Source organism: Mycobacterium sp., from assembly GCF_032162105.1.
Classification (GTDB): Bacteria; Actinomycetota; Actinomycetes; order Mycobacteriales; family Mycobacteriaceae; genus Mycobacterium.
Map to the genome: position 1 here is coordinate 1 of NZ_JAVRPS010000256.1, position 14,690 is coordinate 14,690.

At 65.6% G+C, this 14,690-nt stretch carries 13 protein-coding genes; 7 read left to right on the forward strand and 6 right to left on the reverse strand.

The window, feature by feature from the left end; all coding sequences use genetic code 11:
- On the forward strand, positions 1-1,060 hold a 1,060-nt coding region (locus QOC69_RS12840), incomplete at its 5' end, for an acyl-CoA dehydrogenase family protein (RefSeq protein ID WP_526439995.1).
- 15 nt (positions 1,061-1,075) lie between these two features.
- Positions 1,076-3,049: an AMP-binding protein gene (locus QOC69_RS12845; protein WP_526439997.1), complete on the forward strand. Its 1,974-nt coding sequence runs from the start codon at positions 1,076-1,078 to the stop codon at positions 3,047-3,049.
- Between the two features lie 6 nt (positions 3,050-3,055).
- Here QOC69_RS12845 and QOC69_RS12850 read toward each other — a convergent pair whose 3' ends face one another.
- From QOC69_RS12850 to QOC69_RS12875, 6 genes are all read right to left on the reverse strand, one after another.
- The gene (locus QOC69_RS12850) at positions 3,056-3,826 is read right to left on the reverse strand and encodes a FadR/GntR family transcriptional regulator (protein WP_526439999.1); all 771 of its coding nucleotides are present in this window, start codon (positions 3,824-3,826) and stop codon (positions 3,056-3,058) included.
- A 154-nt stretch (positions 3,827-3,980) separates the two neighbouring features.
- Positions 3,981-4,439: a MaoC family dehydratase gene (locus QOC69_RS12855; RefSeq protein WP_526440001.1), complete on the reverse strand. Its 459-nt coding sequence runs from the start codon at positions 4,437-4,439 to the stop codon at positions 3,981-3,983.
- A 12-nt stretch (positions 4,440-4,451) separates the two neighbouring features.
- Entirely contained in the window at positions 4,452-4,700 is a 249-nt protein-coding gene (locus tag QOC69_RS12860; protein ID WP_526440003.1) for an NAD(P)(+) transhydrogenase (Re/Si-specific) subunit beta, read from the reverse strand.
- A 5-nt stretch (positions 4,701-4,705) separates the two neighbouring features.
- Positions 4,706-5,500, reverse strand: a complete 795-nt coding sequence (locus QOC69_RS12865; RefSeq protein ID WP_526440005.1) for an enoyl-CoA hydratase-related protein — start codon at positions 5,498-5,500, stop codon at positions 4,706-4,708.
- Between the two features lie 108 nt (positions 5,501-5,608).
- Positions 5,609-7,432, reverse strand: a complete 1,824-nt coding sequence (locus QOC69_RS12870; protein WP_526440007.1) for a 1-acyl-sn-glycerol-3-phosphate acyltransferase — start codon at positions 7,430-7,432, stop codon at positions 5,609-5,611.
- Positions 7,429-8,943, reverse strand: a complete 1,515-nt coding sequence (locus QOC69_RS12875) for an HAD-IB family hydrolase (RefSeq protein ID WP_526440009.1) — start codon at positions 8,941-8,943, stop codon at positions 7,429-7,431. Before QOC69_RS12875 ends, QOC69_RS12870 begins: the two co-directional genes overlap by 4 nt.
- Positions 8,944-9,298: 355 nt before the next feature.
- Here QOC69_RS12875 and QOC69_RS12880 point away from each other — a divergent pair, with 355 nt between their 5' ends.
- The 5 genes from QOC69_RS12880 to QOC69_RS12900 form a co-directional block, all read left to right on the forward strand.
- Positions 9,299-10,399, forward strand: coding sequence for an NAD(P)-dependent alcohol dehydrogenase (locus QOC69_RS12880; protein WP_526440012.1), 1,101 nt, complete (start codon positions 9,299-9,301; stop codon positions 10,397-10,399).
- 21 nt (positions 10,400-10,420) lie between these two features.
- Complete coding sequence (locus tag QOC69_RS12885; protein ID WP_526440014.1) at positions 10,421-11,386, forward strand: alpha/beta fold hydrolase; 966 nt, start codon at positions 10,421-10,423, stop codon at positions 11,384-11,386.
- Positions 11,379-12,791, forward strand: coding sequence for a wax ester/triacylglycerol synthase domain-containing protein (locus QOC69_RS12890; protein WP_526440016.1), 1,413 nt, complete (start codon positions 11,379-11,381; stop codon positions 12,789-12,791). The genes QOC69_RS12885 and QOC69_RS12890 overlap by 8 nt, the downstream gene beginning before the upstream one ends.
- 239 nt (positions 12,792-13,030) lie before the next feature.
- Entirely contained in the window at positions 13,031-14,365 is a 1,335-nt protein-coding gene (locus QOC69_RS12895) for a cytochrome P450 (RefSeq protein ID WP_526440018.1), read from the forward strand.
- 16 nt (positions 14,366-14,381) lie between these two features.
- Positions 14,382-14,690, forward strand: a 309-nt coding sequence (locus QOC69_RS12900; protein ID WP_526440020.1) for an aldehyde dehydrogenase family protein, incomplete at its 3' end; no start/stop codon positions are given.

Consider the following 14,690-nt stretch of genomic DNA (forward strand, 5'->3'; position numbering starts at 1 on the left):
GCAGCAGCTGCTGTTCGACGCCGGCTATGCCGGTCTGTCCTGGCCCAAGGAGTACGGCGGCGGGGGCGCCGACGCCAAACTGCGTGCGATCTTCAACGAGGAAGTCGATCGGGCCGGTGCTCCTGAACGGCTCAACATCATCGGCGAGGACTTCGCCGGACCGACGATCATCCAGTTCGGCACCCCCGACCAACAGCAGCGCTACCTGAGGCCGATCCTGATCGGCGAGGAGCTGTGGTGTCAGCTGTTCTCCGAACCGGAGGCAGGCTCCGACCTGGCCTCGTTGCGCACCAGCGCCACGAAGGTCGACGGCGGCTGGCGCATCCAGGGCCAGAAGATCTGGACTAGTCGCGCCCAGCTGGCAGCGCATGCAATTCTGCTGGCCCGCACCGGCGGCGGACAGCGGCACCGCGGGATCACCTATTTCCTACTGCCCATGGACACCCCCGGCGTCGAAGTCCGTCCGCTGGCACACATGTTGGGCGAGGCCGAATTCAACGAGGTCTTCCTCGATGACGTGTTCATCCCCGACGACGGTGTACTTGGCGAGGTCGACGGCGGCTGGCAGGTCGCGATGGGCACCCTGGCGTTCGAGCGGGTAGCGATCGCCACCGGACGGGTGAACACCACCGGCGCCGTCGACGACCTGATCGCTGAGATCGCGAGCCGCACCACAGAACACGGCACCCCGCTGGGCGCCGACCCGCTGGTGCGGCAACGGATCGCCGACCTCTACGGGCGCGCGCTGGTGCACTACCTGATCGGACAGCGGGTGGTCACCGGCGCTGCCAGGGACGGATCGCCGGGCCCTGTGACCTCGATCGGCAAGCTGTTCTTCTGCCCGCTGGTGGAGGACATCGCCGACTTCGGGCTGGAACTGGACGAGATGGGCGGGCAGTTCGCGCTCTCCGAAAAGAGTTCATCCGACTCGTCGCCAACCGAAGGCCAACGGTGGCTGCGGCTGGCCTATCAGGCCCGCGGCACCGCCATCGCAGGCGGATCGACGTTCATCCAGCGCAATATCGTCGCCGAGCGCATCCTCGGCATGCCGAAGAGCTGACATCCCGAGGTCAACGTGACGAGCTACCAGTGGAATCCGACCACCGCCTACATCGACGGTGCCAACGTGACGCGGCTGGCACGCAGGCACGGACTGGCCGGCATCGACGAGCTGCGGTCTCGCTCTGTTGCGGACACAGCCTGGTACTGGGATGCCGTCGCCACCGATCTGGACCTGCGGTTCCGCACCCCATACAGTCGAGTGTTGGATCTCCGCAACGGAATTGAGTATCCCGACTGGTTCGTCGACGGGACATTGAATATCGTCGACTCCTGTCTGCTGCGTTGGCGCGACGACACTCCTGATCGCATCGCCGTCGTGCACGAAGACGAGGCCGGTCAGATACGCGAACTCACGTTTGCTCAGCTGGCCGACGAGGTGGGACGCGCCGCAAATGGATTGCGCGATCTGGGAATCGGTCCTGGCGATGCCGTCGCGATCTACCTGCCCATGATCCCAGAAGCGGTCATTGCCTGTTACGCGGTGGCGTCCCTCGGCGCGGTGCTGGTGCCGCTGTTCTCCGGTTTCGCGGCGACGGCGATCGCGTCGCGACTCGAAGACGCCGAGGCCAAGGCGGTCATCGTTGCCGACACAACCACGCGGCGCGGGCGCGCGCTGCCGCTTCTACCCCAAGTCAATGAAGCACTGGCAGACTGCCCGACCGTTCAGCATGTGATCGTGGTGCCCAACGGAGCAGAGGCACCCCCCAAATACGTTGGCGCGCGCATGGTTTTGTGGTCACAACTGACCTACCGCGACGCCCCGTTGGTGCCGGTCGACCTCGGCGCCATGGCCCCACTACTGCTGGCCTACACGTCGGGCACGACCGGCAAGCCCAAGGGCGCCGTCCACACACACGCCGGTTTCCTGGTGAAAACTGCCAGCGAGGTCGCCTACTCGTTCGATGTCAAACCCGGCGGGGTGTTCTGCTGGATCACCGACATGGGCTGGATCATGGGCCCGCTGTCGGTGTTCGGCACCCACGCCAACGGTGCGACACTGATGTTGTACGAGGGTTCACCGGACAGACCCGATTCCACCCGGCTGTGGCGGCTCGTCGAACGCCACCGGGTCACGATGCTGGGGGTGTCCCCCACCCTGGTCCGCACGTTGCGCTCGGCTGACCTTGCCCAGATGCCCGACCTGTCAACGGTGCACGTGTTGGGCTCGACCGGCGAACCGTGGGATCCCGAGTCCTACGAGTGGCTGGCCCGCGACACGTTCGGCGGACGCGTCCCGGTGATCAACTTCTCTGGCGGCACCGAGGTCGGTGGATCGTTCCTCGCTCCCTACCCCGTCGAATCCATCCGCAGTTGCTCACTGGGCGGCCCATCACTCGGAATGGACGTCGACGTGGTCGACGACAACGGCCGATCCGTGCGTAGCCGGGTCGGCGAACTCGTGTGCCGCCAGCCGTGGCCGTCGATGACGCGCGGGATCTGGCGAGACGACGAACGCTACCGTCAGGCGTACTGGTCACGGTTCCCGGGGATCTGGACGCACGGCGACTTCGCAACAGTCGACGATGACGGCCAGTGGTTCATCCTCGGGCGCTCCGACGACGTCATGAACGTGGCCGGTAAGCGGCTGGCGCCTGCCGAGGTGGAATCGGTGATGATCACCCATCCACGGGTCGCCGAGGCGGCCGCCGTCGGCGTCCCCGACTCGGTCAAAGGTGAAGCGGTGTGGGCATTTTGGGTGTTGCAGTCAGAGGATGGCGCCGCAATCGATTCCCAGACCGCCGATGAGGTCGGTGCTGAGCTGGCCCGCTTGGTCGGGCGCGAACTGGGCAAGCCCTTCACGCCGTCGCGGGTCTGGCGCGTGAGCGCGCTACCGAAGACACGTTCGGCCAAGATCATGCGCCGCGCGATCCGGGCGGCTGCTCTGGCAATCGATCCAGGAGATCTCTCCGGTGCCGAAAATCCCGATGCGGTCACCGAGATCCGCCAACTCGTCGCACGTCAACCCGCGACGCCGGTCGACGCGTAGGCCGCCTCAGTCGTCGACGGAGATCGCGTCGCGCTCATCCACCGCCAGCGCGGCCTGCGCGTAGCTGTGCACATGGCGGCGCATCCGACGCCCGGCTGCCTCGGAGTCACGACTGCGGATCGCGCTGGTGATCGACTTGTGTGCGCGTCGGGTCACTGCCCTCACCTCGTCGTCGACGAACGCCGCATTCTCGGTTCCGGCGTAGATGGCCTGCGACAACGCCGTCATGAATCCGATCAACAACTGATTGTCTCCGGCCATCGCCACACCGACGTGCCAGTCGAGATTGGCCTGCAGGAAGGCCGGCAGGTCTGCGTCGGGGTCGGCGATGTCCTCGTTGGCCTTGTCGAGCACCGCCAAGTCATCGTCGGTGCGGTTACGCGCCGCGAGTTCGGCACAGAACGGCTCGAGAGCCTCGCGGGTCTCCATCAGATCAGCCAGCCTGATCCTCTGACCGCGGATCAGCATGCTCACCGTGCTGGCCATCGACTTCGTCGTCGGACGCTGAACAAAGGCCCCGCCGGCCCGGCCCGCCCGGACTCGAACCAAGTTCTGAACCTCCAAGATGCGCAATGCCTCCCGCACCGTGGCCCGGCTCATCTGCGTCTGCTTGACCAGCTCGCGCTCCGCGGGCAGCGCCGTGCCCTCTATCAGCTCTCCCGATAGAATCCGCTCGCGCAGTTCCCGAGCCAACACGTCCGACGCCTTCGGTACTTCCACCGGGGTCAGCAAGACAGTCGACCGTGTCGGAGCCTTCGTCGACTCGGGTTGTCCCATTGCCGCACCTCCGGAATGCAATCGGTCTAAAGGTAAGACCCAATGTACCGGTCAGAATATTGCCCGTCGCGTCAGACGGCGACCAGCCGTGTCGTGTCGTCTGCGTCGGCACCGACGATCGACGTCTGACCTGCGGACTCGCCGGCGCGACGCGTCAGAACACCATTCGTGCAATGACCTCGGCGATCGCGGCGGGCTTATCCGAGCCGTCGAGTTCAACCGTCTGTCGCACGGTGAGGTCGACCGTGGTGTCGTTGACCCTCCTGGCGTCCAGGAGATCCGATCGCACCCGGACCCGGCTTCCCGCCGGCACCGGCGCGAGGAACCGGACCTTGTTTAGCCCGTAGTTGATGCCCATCTTGGCATTATCGACGCGGTAGTTGTCCTTGCACAACGCGGGAATAAGCGAAAGCGTCAGGAAGCCGTGGGCAATGGTCGTGCCGTAAGGGCTTTCGGCTCCCGCCCGCTCGACGTCGACGTGGATCCACTGACGGTCCCCCGTCGTGTCGGCGAAGGCGTCAATACGGTCCTGATCGACAGCGGTCCATCCGGATACACCGAGTTCCTGACCGACGGCGTCAACGGCCTCAGCGATGGATGCGATGACGCGCACCGCGCACCTCTCTCATAGAAGTCGAGCCACACCGACTGGGAGCGACTCAATTACCTTGGCGATGAGGTTGGCCAGGGCGGAACCGGACATGACGAGTAACAAGCCGATGACCACCAGTTCCGTGTTGTTCAGTACGAAACCCGCTACCGCCGTGGATAATCCGGCGTAAATGTTGATTAGCCAGATGAGCATTGGCGCGAGCGATGGCCTCCCCTCGTCGGTCACCGATCCGCGCTGTTCCCCGTTGAACATCGCCGCCATCGCGCTCAGTTGCCCCGGTAGGCCGCGAATTCGGGGACGCGCTTTTCGTTGAACGCGCTGACACCCTCCTGCGCTTCGGGAGTGTCGCCGAAGAGCTTCAGGCTCGAGTACGCCATCTGGCCCATCGCCGCGAACTGCTCGGTATCGGAGTTGAACGACTGCTTGAGAATCTTCAAAGCCGTTGGCGAAAGCATCAGGATTTCATCGGCCCATGCCCGCACCTCGGATTTGAGCTCGGCGGCCGGCACCACCTTGTTGACCAGACCCCACTCGGCCGCCTGCTGCGCCGAGTACCGGCGGCACAGGAACCAGATCTCACGGGCCCGCTTCTCGCCGACCACGCGCGCCAGGAACCCGGTGCCAAACCCGGCGTCGAACGATCCGACCCGAGGACCGTTTTGTCCGAATACGGCGGTGTCAGCCGCGATCGTCAGGTCGCAGATCACGTGCAAGACATGGCCTCCGCCGATCGCGAAGCCGTTCACCGCGGCGATCACCGGCTTGGGCACGTCGCGGATCACCCGATGCAACGTGTCCACCTCGAACAGGCCGGTTTCCGATGGTCCATAGTCACCGGTCTCGGCGCGCTGCTTCTGATCGCCCCCGGTACAGAACGCCTTCTCACCGGCGCCGGTCAAGCAGATGACGCCGACCTCTGGGCTCCCCCACGCCAGCTTGAAAGCCCGGATCAATTCGTCGAGCGTTCGCGCGCGAAACGCGTTGTACCGATCGGGTCGGTTGATGGTGATCCACGCCAGGCCGTTGTCGACCTCGTAGGTGATGTCGGTGAACTCGGTCATCGGTTGCCTCTCTTCGTTGAAAGCCGCAGTCACTGTCCGCCTGCAAGTTATGGTCTAACCATATTACCAAACGAGTCGGCTGGGGCAAAGTAGCGATTGCCGGCCGCCTCACGCAGGCACGAACTCCCGACGAATCCGCGCCAGTTCATCGATCGACCGCTGGAGGTCGTCGAGCTCAGCGACGAGGGCCGACCGACGATCCGCAATGTCGGCTGCGTCGCCCTCGGGGTCGAGCAGACCCCGGTGGCGCGCCAATTTCACAGCGGTGCTGAACATTTCACCCGATACCGACTCCTCCGTGATGCGGTGCTGGAGCGACCATTGGCGGCCCAGGCGGAGGCACCTCGTGAGCAACTGCTGTTCGTCGACGTCTCGGCGGGGGCCGAGGTTGACTAGTTCCTCGGCGACCACTCGGTACGCGTCGACGAACGGCCGGAGCACCAAATGCGCCACCAGCAGATCACTCTCAGTGAGACTCCGCGCAGCCTCCTCGGTATCGAGCGGTGCGCTCCGGTCGATACTGCGTCCGTTCATGATCGCAAACTCGTGCCACAACTCGTCGGCGAACTCGTCGCGGCCGGCGAAGAAGAAGTCGAACTTCAACAGTTCTCGGACGGCGAGTGCCTTCTCCCACCCAGTGCGCTTGGTTGCTCCCGGCGTCTGCACGATCGCCAGCAGGGCAAGTTCGGCGATCGCCCGCATGAACAAAACGTGGATCGCACTGTTGCGGTACACCGCAACGATCAGATGCTGGTCGTCGCCAATCCCCCACACCGTCTCCGGCCCCTCGGCATAGCTCGTCAACACACCGGACCCGACCAAGTCGTGCAACGTCTGCGAAACCGTGGCACGGTCGGTGAGGTCGGCACCCCCTGCAACGGGCCAGCCCCTGGCGGCAAGGTACCGCGCGACGGGCGCGAGGGTGGCGCACACTTCGTCTAGCGTCAGGGCTCGGTCGGCGCCGAGCATCGCGACGCTCACGGCGGCCGTCGCAGACACCGGCGTGGCCTGGTTGAGGCGGTGGCAGATGTCCAGTGCGACACGCTCGACCACCTGCCGGTCGGTCAAGCCCTCAGCGCGCAGCGCGGTCATTCGCTCGTACAGCGGCACCGGCGCCCCGAAGTTGATGTAGATGCGTCCCAGGCGATGCCGCAGGCCCCGTGCGTAACTGAAGAGCCAGCGCGCGTTCTCGGGCGTCTTGGGAAGTCCACGCGACTCCTCGACCATCAGTTTGACTTCGTGCAGCGGCAACTGGTCGAAGAGGATCGAAACCGGGATGGCGAGGGTCCGCTCCGACTGCACGGAATCGACCGCGTCGGTCACATACTTCAGCAGCCCGTATCGGGGTGGCCGCAGTTTGCCGGTACGCGTCCGGCCGCCCTCGATCGACCACACCAGGTTACTGCCGCGGGAAACCATCCGGCCGACGACCGCGCGCAGGGCCACCCGGTACACCGGTATGTCCCCCGTCGCGCGCCGAACGGGGATGAACCCGTTGCGTCGGGCCAATGTGCCCAGTGGAAAGAAGTTGAGGTTGGCGCCGGCCAGCCCGAACGTCGGCGCAATGCCGCCCTGCGTAAGGCGTGGCGGAAAGGAGAACTGATCCAGGTAGGAGCGGTGCGAGATCAAGAAGATCAGGGCATTGTCGCGGTCCAGTGCCCGCAGCTTGGCCAGGTCGTCATCGTCGATGACGACCTGGAATCCGCGGACCATCCACGCGGACATTGCGTGCCAGGCGCGCACCACTGGAGGAACGTGAGATGCCGCCATCTCGCGCACGTAGACCGCGGCCTCGGCCTGCACATCGGCGATATCACGACCCAATTGGGACGCCAATTGGGCTGTAGCGCTGAGAAATTCGTCGGAGGCGAGGAGCTCAGCGAACTCAGGTCGGTCGCCCGACCGCGTGAACAGCGCCGCTACCGAAATCATGTTTGCGCCGCCGTCCCGGATGCCTTGGCGATCGCGGCCGACCACTTCTTGCCTGCATCGATGCCAGGCCAATCGTCGAGGGTCTCGACGTATAGCTGGCGCATTCGCGGCACCCACTTATCGAGATCGGCCTTGGTCCAGTAGGAGGTCGGAACCGGTTCGTGGACAACGACTTCGAGCGTGCCTTCCTGGGAGACCTTCGCGTTGCGCCACATGATTTCGCCGGCATTGCGGATGACGATCGGAACGATCGGAACCCCCGCGTCGCGGGCTAGGTGAAAGCCGCCCTTCTTGAACGGCCCAACCTTCGGGCTCAGCGATCGGGTGCCTTCGGGCGAGATGACAATCGAAATGCCCGCGCGCAGCTTGTCCACCGCGGGCTGCATCGCCGAGATGGCCTTGGACGTGTTGGTCCGATCCAGGAAGGCGACGTCGGCCAGGGTGAGCAACTGTCCAAGCACGGGCATTTGCTTCACCTCGGCCTTGGCCACCACCGTGAAGCCCCGTTGCACGACCCGTGAGGTGACGAGCGCGTCGATCAGCGTGCTCTGATGATTGATGAAGAACACCGCGGGACGGTGCGTCGTGTGTTGCTCGCCGATGACGTCGAACTGGATGTTGCCGAGTTGGCCTGCGAGGCGGCCGAACAGGGACGTGGCCAGGTCGACGCCACCCCGACTATCGTTGGTCAACACCCCAACGACCGTGCCCGCGCCCGCCGCCGCGGCGAAGCCGCCGAACACGCCCGTCGTCCGGACCAGCGCCATCGGATGGTATTGGCTTCGCTTGGTCTTGAACCGCACGACGCGCCATCCGCGCTCACTCGCGTGGCGGGCCAGGTCCGACCCCGGGTTGATCGGGTGGGGGTGGCCGACCGCGTCGAGGAAGGGCACATCCTCGTTGCCGTTGGCGTACGCGTGGCAATTCTTCAGGGGGATTCTTTCGCGTTTGGCGAATTGTGTGACCGCTGCTCGCTTGCCTTCGCCCCACGGCGGGCGTCCTGCTATCTGACCGGTGAGCGCACCCTGCTCGGTCTCGAGCTCCGTGCACAGGACGTGCTCGATACCCAACTCGCTCGCCATGGGCTGGACCTGCATCCGTGTCGCCGATGTCGCGATGACTACGGTGTGGCCCTTGTTTTGGTGAGCGCGCACCAGCCGCCACGTTCCGTGGAAGAGTGCACCGGCGATTTCCTGAGTGAACAATAGTTCTCCGAGTTCCAGCAACTCGTCGTCGGTGCGGCCCACCCAGCCCCGGATTCCCTGCAGCATCAGATCTTTGAACGCGGCTTCGTCGAGGGGACCACCGAGCGCAGTGCGCATAGTGCGGACGAACTCGTCGGGTCCCAGTTCGAAGTTTCGAGCACGGTGCGCGATCAGAGCGCTGGCTGAATATCCCTGGATCAGGGTTCCGTCGAAGTCGAAGAACGCCGCGACCTTGGGACCGCTCGGTCCCGCCTTGATGTCCTCGATGATGTCGTCGACAGCGATCGGCGATGTGGTACCGGTCATCTCATATCCCGCCTCCACCCAGACACGTGTCGTCGGGCCCGCCGCTAGTCCACGATCCCGAGGGGCTCGGCCGGCTCCAGGGCCTTCGCGCTTTGCTTGTCCGAGCTCGCGGCGAGCTGTCACCGAGAGCTCCGGCCATCCCACTATGAAGAGTCATCCTGGCTTGGCCAAGTGTGTCCGGGGAGAGATACCTCCGCTGCGGGAGTAACAACCGCCCGATGTGGTGACGCGGGGGTGCGGGTCGGTCCTTCACACTCGCAACACAGGGGTCGGCGCTGGCGACCCCGACGCAGGGTTGTCGGGTCCGCCAGGGAAGCACCGCGGGCCGAAACCACGGAATGCAAAGGGGCAGCAGATGCGAATCTCAGCCGCGGTGGTGCAGGAGGTGGGCGCACCATTCACGCTCATCGAGGTCGACATTCAAGACCCGGCGCCCGACGAAGTGCTGGTGCAGATCGCCGGCGCCGGTATCTGCCATACCGACATCGCAGTCCAGCAAGGACACCTGCCGTTCCCGCTTCCCGGCGTCCTCGGCCACGAGGGCAGCGGAACCGTGGTGTCAGTGGGTGCCGACGTGACGACGGTCGCCGAGGGTGATCACGTCGCGATCAGCTTCAACAGCTGCGCCGCGTGCCCGCAGTGCGCCAAGGGCGAACCGGCCTACTGTCACGGCTTCCTCGAATACAACTTCGGTGGGGTGCGCCCCGATGGATCCTCCGGGTTGGCCTCTGCCGGCACCAAATTGGGGAGCAACTTCTTCGGCCAGTCCTCGTTGGCGACGCACGCATTGGCTCACGAACGCAACGTGGTCAAGCTGCCGCCGGGCACTCCGGTCGAGCTAGTGGGGCCGCTAGGGTGCGGCATCCAAACCGGGGCGGGCGCGGTTTTGAACTCACTCGACGTCCAGCCCGGATCGACCCTGGTCGTGACCGGCGCCGGAGCGGTGGGTCTCTCCGCAGTAATGGCCGCCGTGGTGCGGGAGGCTGCGACGATCATCGCGGTCGACCTCCACGAGAGCAGACGGGTGCTGGCCACCGAGCTCGGCGCCACCCACGCCATCGACCCGCAGGCCGGTCCGCTGGCCGAACAGATCCGGGAGATCGCACCGGGGGGCGCCGATTACGCCATCGACACCACCGCGGTGGCTCCCGTCGTGGAACAGCTACTTGCCTCGCTTGGGTTGCAGGGCACACTCGGGTTGATCGGCGTGCCTGCCGATCCCCAGGCCGTCTTCTCGGTTGGGCTGTTCCAGCCGACCCTGCTCGGGCTGACCATCCGCGGCATCGTCGAGGGCGACGCCGACCCGAAGACCTTCATCCCCTATCTGCTCGATCTGCATGGTCAGGGGAAGTTCCCGTTCGACAAACTGATCACGACGATGCCGCTGGCCCAGATCAACGAGGCGGTGGCCGCCCAGCACCGCGGCGAGGTCCTCAAGGCCGTGCTGACACCCTGACGCGACCTCGGACGACATTCAATGACGAATAGCCCGCGCCGAAGGACCGCCGCGGTGGCCGCGGCACTGCTGGCCGGCGGCGCCGTGGCCGCGGCGGTGCCCATCGCGCGGCGCGTCGCGGACGGGCCGCGCCCCGCACTGGCTCAGCTGGAACTGACGCCACTCCACCGCGCCGGTAGGGGAACGCCGCTGCTGCTGGTGCATGGGGTCAGCGCCATCTGGCGGGCCTGGTCGCCCGTCCTTCCGTTTCTCGAGCCGCACCATGACGTCATCGTGCCCACCTTGGCGGGTCACGGAGGCGGGCCGCCACTGGATACGCAGATCGCGCCGTCGGTTCAGGCCCTTGCCGACGCACTAGAAGGCGAGCTCGACAAGCTGGGCTTGCAGAAGGTTCACATCGCAGGCAACTCGCTCGGAGGTTGGATTGGGATCGAGCTCGCGCGGCGCGGCCGGGCGCGCTCGCTGGTGTTGTTCAGCCCAGCGGGGGCCTGGCGCTCACAGCGCAGCATCGAGGCGCGGGCAGCCGCGATACGACTCTCGGTCGACGGGTTCGGCCGCTACGCATCCCACGCCGATGCCATCGCCGCCAACGCCCTACTGCGCTGGTTTCTGTTGGCCAGCCAGGTCGCCCACCCCAATCGCGTCCCACCGCAGGAGTTGGCCGCCTACATCCGGGCCGGCGCGCTGGCTCCCGTCGTCGCGCAACTGCTGCGGGACCTCCCACTTCGCCAGGTCGAACCCCTGCCGATCGCACGGGACTACCCCGTCCGGTTGGTCTGGGGTGACCGTGACCGGGTGATTCCGTTCGACGGCTTCGGTTCGGCAATGCTCGAACGGCTGCCCGGGGCCGAGTTGATCCGCCTTCGGGGCGTGGGGCATGTCCCGATGTCCGACGACCCCGCCGGGGTGGCGAAACTGATCCTTCAGGTAACCGACGCCGTCGATGGCGCGGACGTGTCGACCGAAAGCGCTGATCACAATGCCTAGCACCGACGACGCGCTTGCCTCATGGGGCGGTGGACAGGACCTCAGCGCGTGGGAGGCGTTGATGTGGCGCTCCGAGGGCGACCACCGCACCCGTTCGACAGGGGTAATGATCGAGTTGCTCGACACCGAACCAGACTGGGATCGGCTGGTGGCGGCCCACGATCGGTTCACCCAGAGGGTACCGCGGCTGCGGGAACGCGTCGTCGCGCCACCGCTGCCCCTCGTTCCGCCTGCATGGTCTCCGGATCCGAATTTCGAACTGGAATATCACCTGCAACGGGTGCGCGTGCCCGGCGACGGGTCGATGGCCGAGCTGCACGCCCTGGCGGCCCAGTTCGCCGCCCGCCCGCTGGATCCCGAGCGTCCCCCGTGGGAGGCCCTGCTAGTACTCGGCGTCACCGGCGGCCAGGCCGCCTACCTCTTCAAGCCGCATCACAGTCTGAGCGACGGGATTGGTCTGCTGCAACTGCTGGACCTGGCGCACGGGAGCGCCCGGGAACCCGGACCGGCCAACGATGCGCCGGTGCCCAAGCCTCGGCGCCGCGAGTCGCCCGAGGGTCTGCTGGTAAACCGGCTCGCCGCCAGGGTCGTCAGCGCGCCCGCGGGTGCGGTACGCGAAGCGCTCTCCGCCGCCGGCCGCTTAGCCGGCGACCCCGTCGGAGCAACGACCGACGCCGTTAGATTCGCGATGTCGCTACGGCGGGTGCTGATGCCGCCGGATGCACCTCACTCCCCCGCGCTGACCGGGGGCGGATCCGGTTATCGGCTGGACACCTTCGACGTTTCGTTCGACAACCTGAAGGCCGCGGGAAAGGCCGCCGGAGGCTCGGTCAACGACGCATTCCTCGCGGGTGTGCTCGGTGGGGTGCGGCGTTACCACGAAACACTTTCCCTCACTGTGGATTCCATGCCAGTCGCGATACCGGTCAGCCTTCGCACCGACTCTGACCCGATGGGCGCCAACAAGTTCGCCGGTGCACGGTTCGTGGCGCCGGTCGGTGAACCGGATCCCAAGACGCGCATCGCCGCCATCCACCGCTTCATCGCCGATGCGCGCATGGAGCCCGCGCTTGGATTCCTCGACCTTCTCGCACCGGTACTGAGCCGCCTCCCATCGATTGTGCTTACCCGCATCGCCGGTGAGATGACCGGGCTATCTGACCTGCAGGCTTCCAACCTCGGCGCGATCGGCCGTCCGCTGTACCTGGCAGGTGCGCGCGTGACGCGCATCTACCCGATGGGCCCGCGACCCGGTATCCCGGCCATGGTGGCGATGTTGTCCTACGACGGAACCTGTTGTATCGCCGTCAACTTCGACCCGGACGCCATCACCGACCCCGCGGCATTCTCGACCTGCCTCCGTGAAGGCTTCGAGGAAGTGACCGCCCTCGCCGGCACCGACTGAAATCGGCACGGGCGAGGTCGTCGCAGGTGGTGCTTGACACCCTGTCGGCGCCATCGGGATGACCGGCCCGAACTGGCCTTTGCGAGCCATTTACCCCCAAAGCGGGAGTCATGACCCCCCGTCATGGTGACGCGGCGGAACGCGCTCGCAGTGAGACTTGAATCACCAATCGCGATCGCCCACAAAGACCGGTGGCCGAGGGGTGCAGGGCACTCAATACCGCAGAATAGAGGACGTCCGTGACGACCGTTCAGCACACCGAACCAGCAGTTCTTCCCGACGAGATCGCTCGTCAGATCGTGCTCCCCGAGGGGCACGGCGACCTCGCCGCGCTGCACGACGCCTACAAGTGGGTGCGCAACAACATGCCGCTGGCCAAGGCCGTGGTGGAGGGCTACGACCCCCTCTGGCTGATTAGCAAGCATGCCGACTTGCAGGAGGTCGAGAGTCAGCCGGAGATCTTCAGCGCAGGCGGCGGTCCAGACCACCCCGGAGCGAACAACCCGATCCTGCAGAACCAGGCCGGCGACGAGTTCATGAAGAGCCTTATCGGCGGTCATCTCCGCATCATGGACGCTCTGCCGTATATGGATCCGCCGGAGCACACCCAGATCAAGTTCATCACCAACGACTGGTTCCGGCCCACCCAGCTCCAGAAGTGGACAGAGCAGATCGGCGAGCTCGCCAAGGCGTCCGTCGAGAAGCTCCAGAAGGTCTCCGCAGAACGCGGCGAGATCGACCTCCTCGACGACTGGGCCCTCGGCTTCCCGCTGCACGTGATGATGACGCTGTTCGGGGTGCCGCCGGAGGACGAGCCGAAGATGATGAAGCTCACCCAGGAGTTCTTCGGCACCGCCGATCCCGAACATCAGCGCGAGGACGTCGAGGCGGTAAGCCCCGAGGCGATGGCCCAGCAGTTCGCGGCCACCTTCCAAGACTTCTGCGCATACTTCGACATGCTGGCCGAAGACCGCCGCGCCAACCCTCGCGACGACCTCGCCACCATCGTGGCCACCGCCAAGGGACCCGACGGTGAGTTCCTGCCGAAGTCCTACTCCTACGGCTACTACATGGCCATCGCCACCGCCGGGCACGACACCACCTCGGCAACCCTGGCCGGCACGCTTCAGCTGCTGTCCCAACACCCCGACGTGCTGGCGCGCGTGAAAGCCGATCCGAAGTTGATTCCCAACCTTGTCTTGGAATCGTTGCGAATGGTCGCACCGGTCAAACACTTCACGCGCCGCGCGGAGCAGGACTACACGATGCGGGGGCAGACCATCAAGAAGGGCGACCGCCTGATGCTGCTGTTCCAATCGGGCAACCGTGACGAGGACGTCTTCGACCGGCCCTATGAGTTCGACATCGACCGTAAACCCAACAAGCAGATCGCATTCGGCCACGGCCCGCACATGTGCATCGGGCAGCACCTGTCCAAGCTCGAACTGAAGGTGATGCTCGAGGAACTGCTGCCCCGCCTGGAGTCGATCGAGCTTCTCGGACCAGGGCAGTACACGCAGACCAATTTCGTCGGTGGCCTGAAGCACCTGCCCGCAAAGCTCACCTTTTCCTGACGCTGAAGAGGAACCAATGACGACCATCGATTACCCACAGCTCTACATCGACGGTACCTGGACGGCACCGGCGGGTCACGACACCATCGGGGTCTATTCGCCGACCACCGAAGAGCGAATCGGTTCAGTGCCACGGGGCACCGAGGCCGACATCGACACCGCTGTCGCAGCGGCCAGAACGACGTTCGACACGCCCGACGGTTGGTCCACGTGGCATCCGAAGGAGCGCGCTGACGTGCTCGAACGGTTCGCGGTGGAACTGGAAGCACGCGGCGCCGATACGGCGCGGCGGGTGTCAATGCAGAACGGGATGCCCATCTGGCTG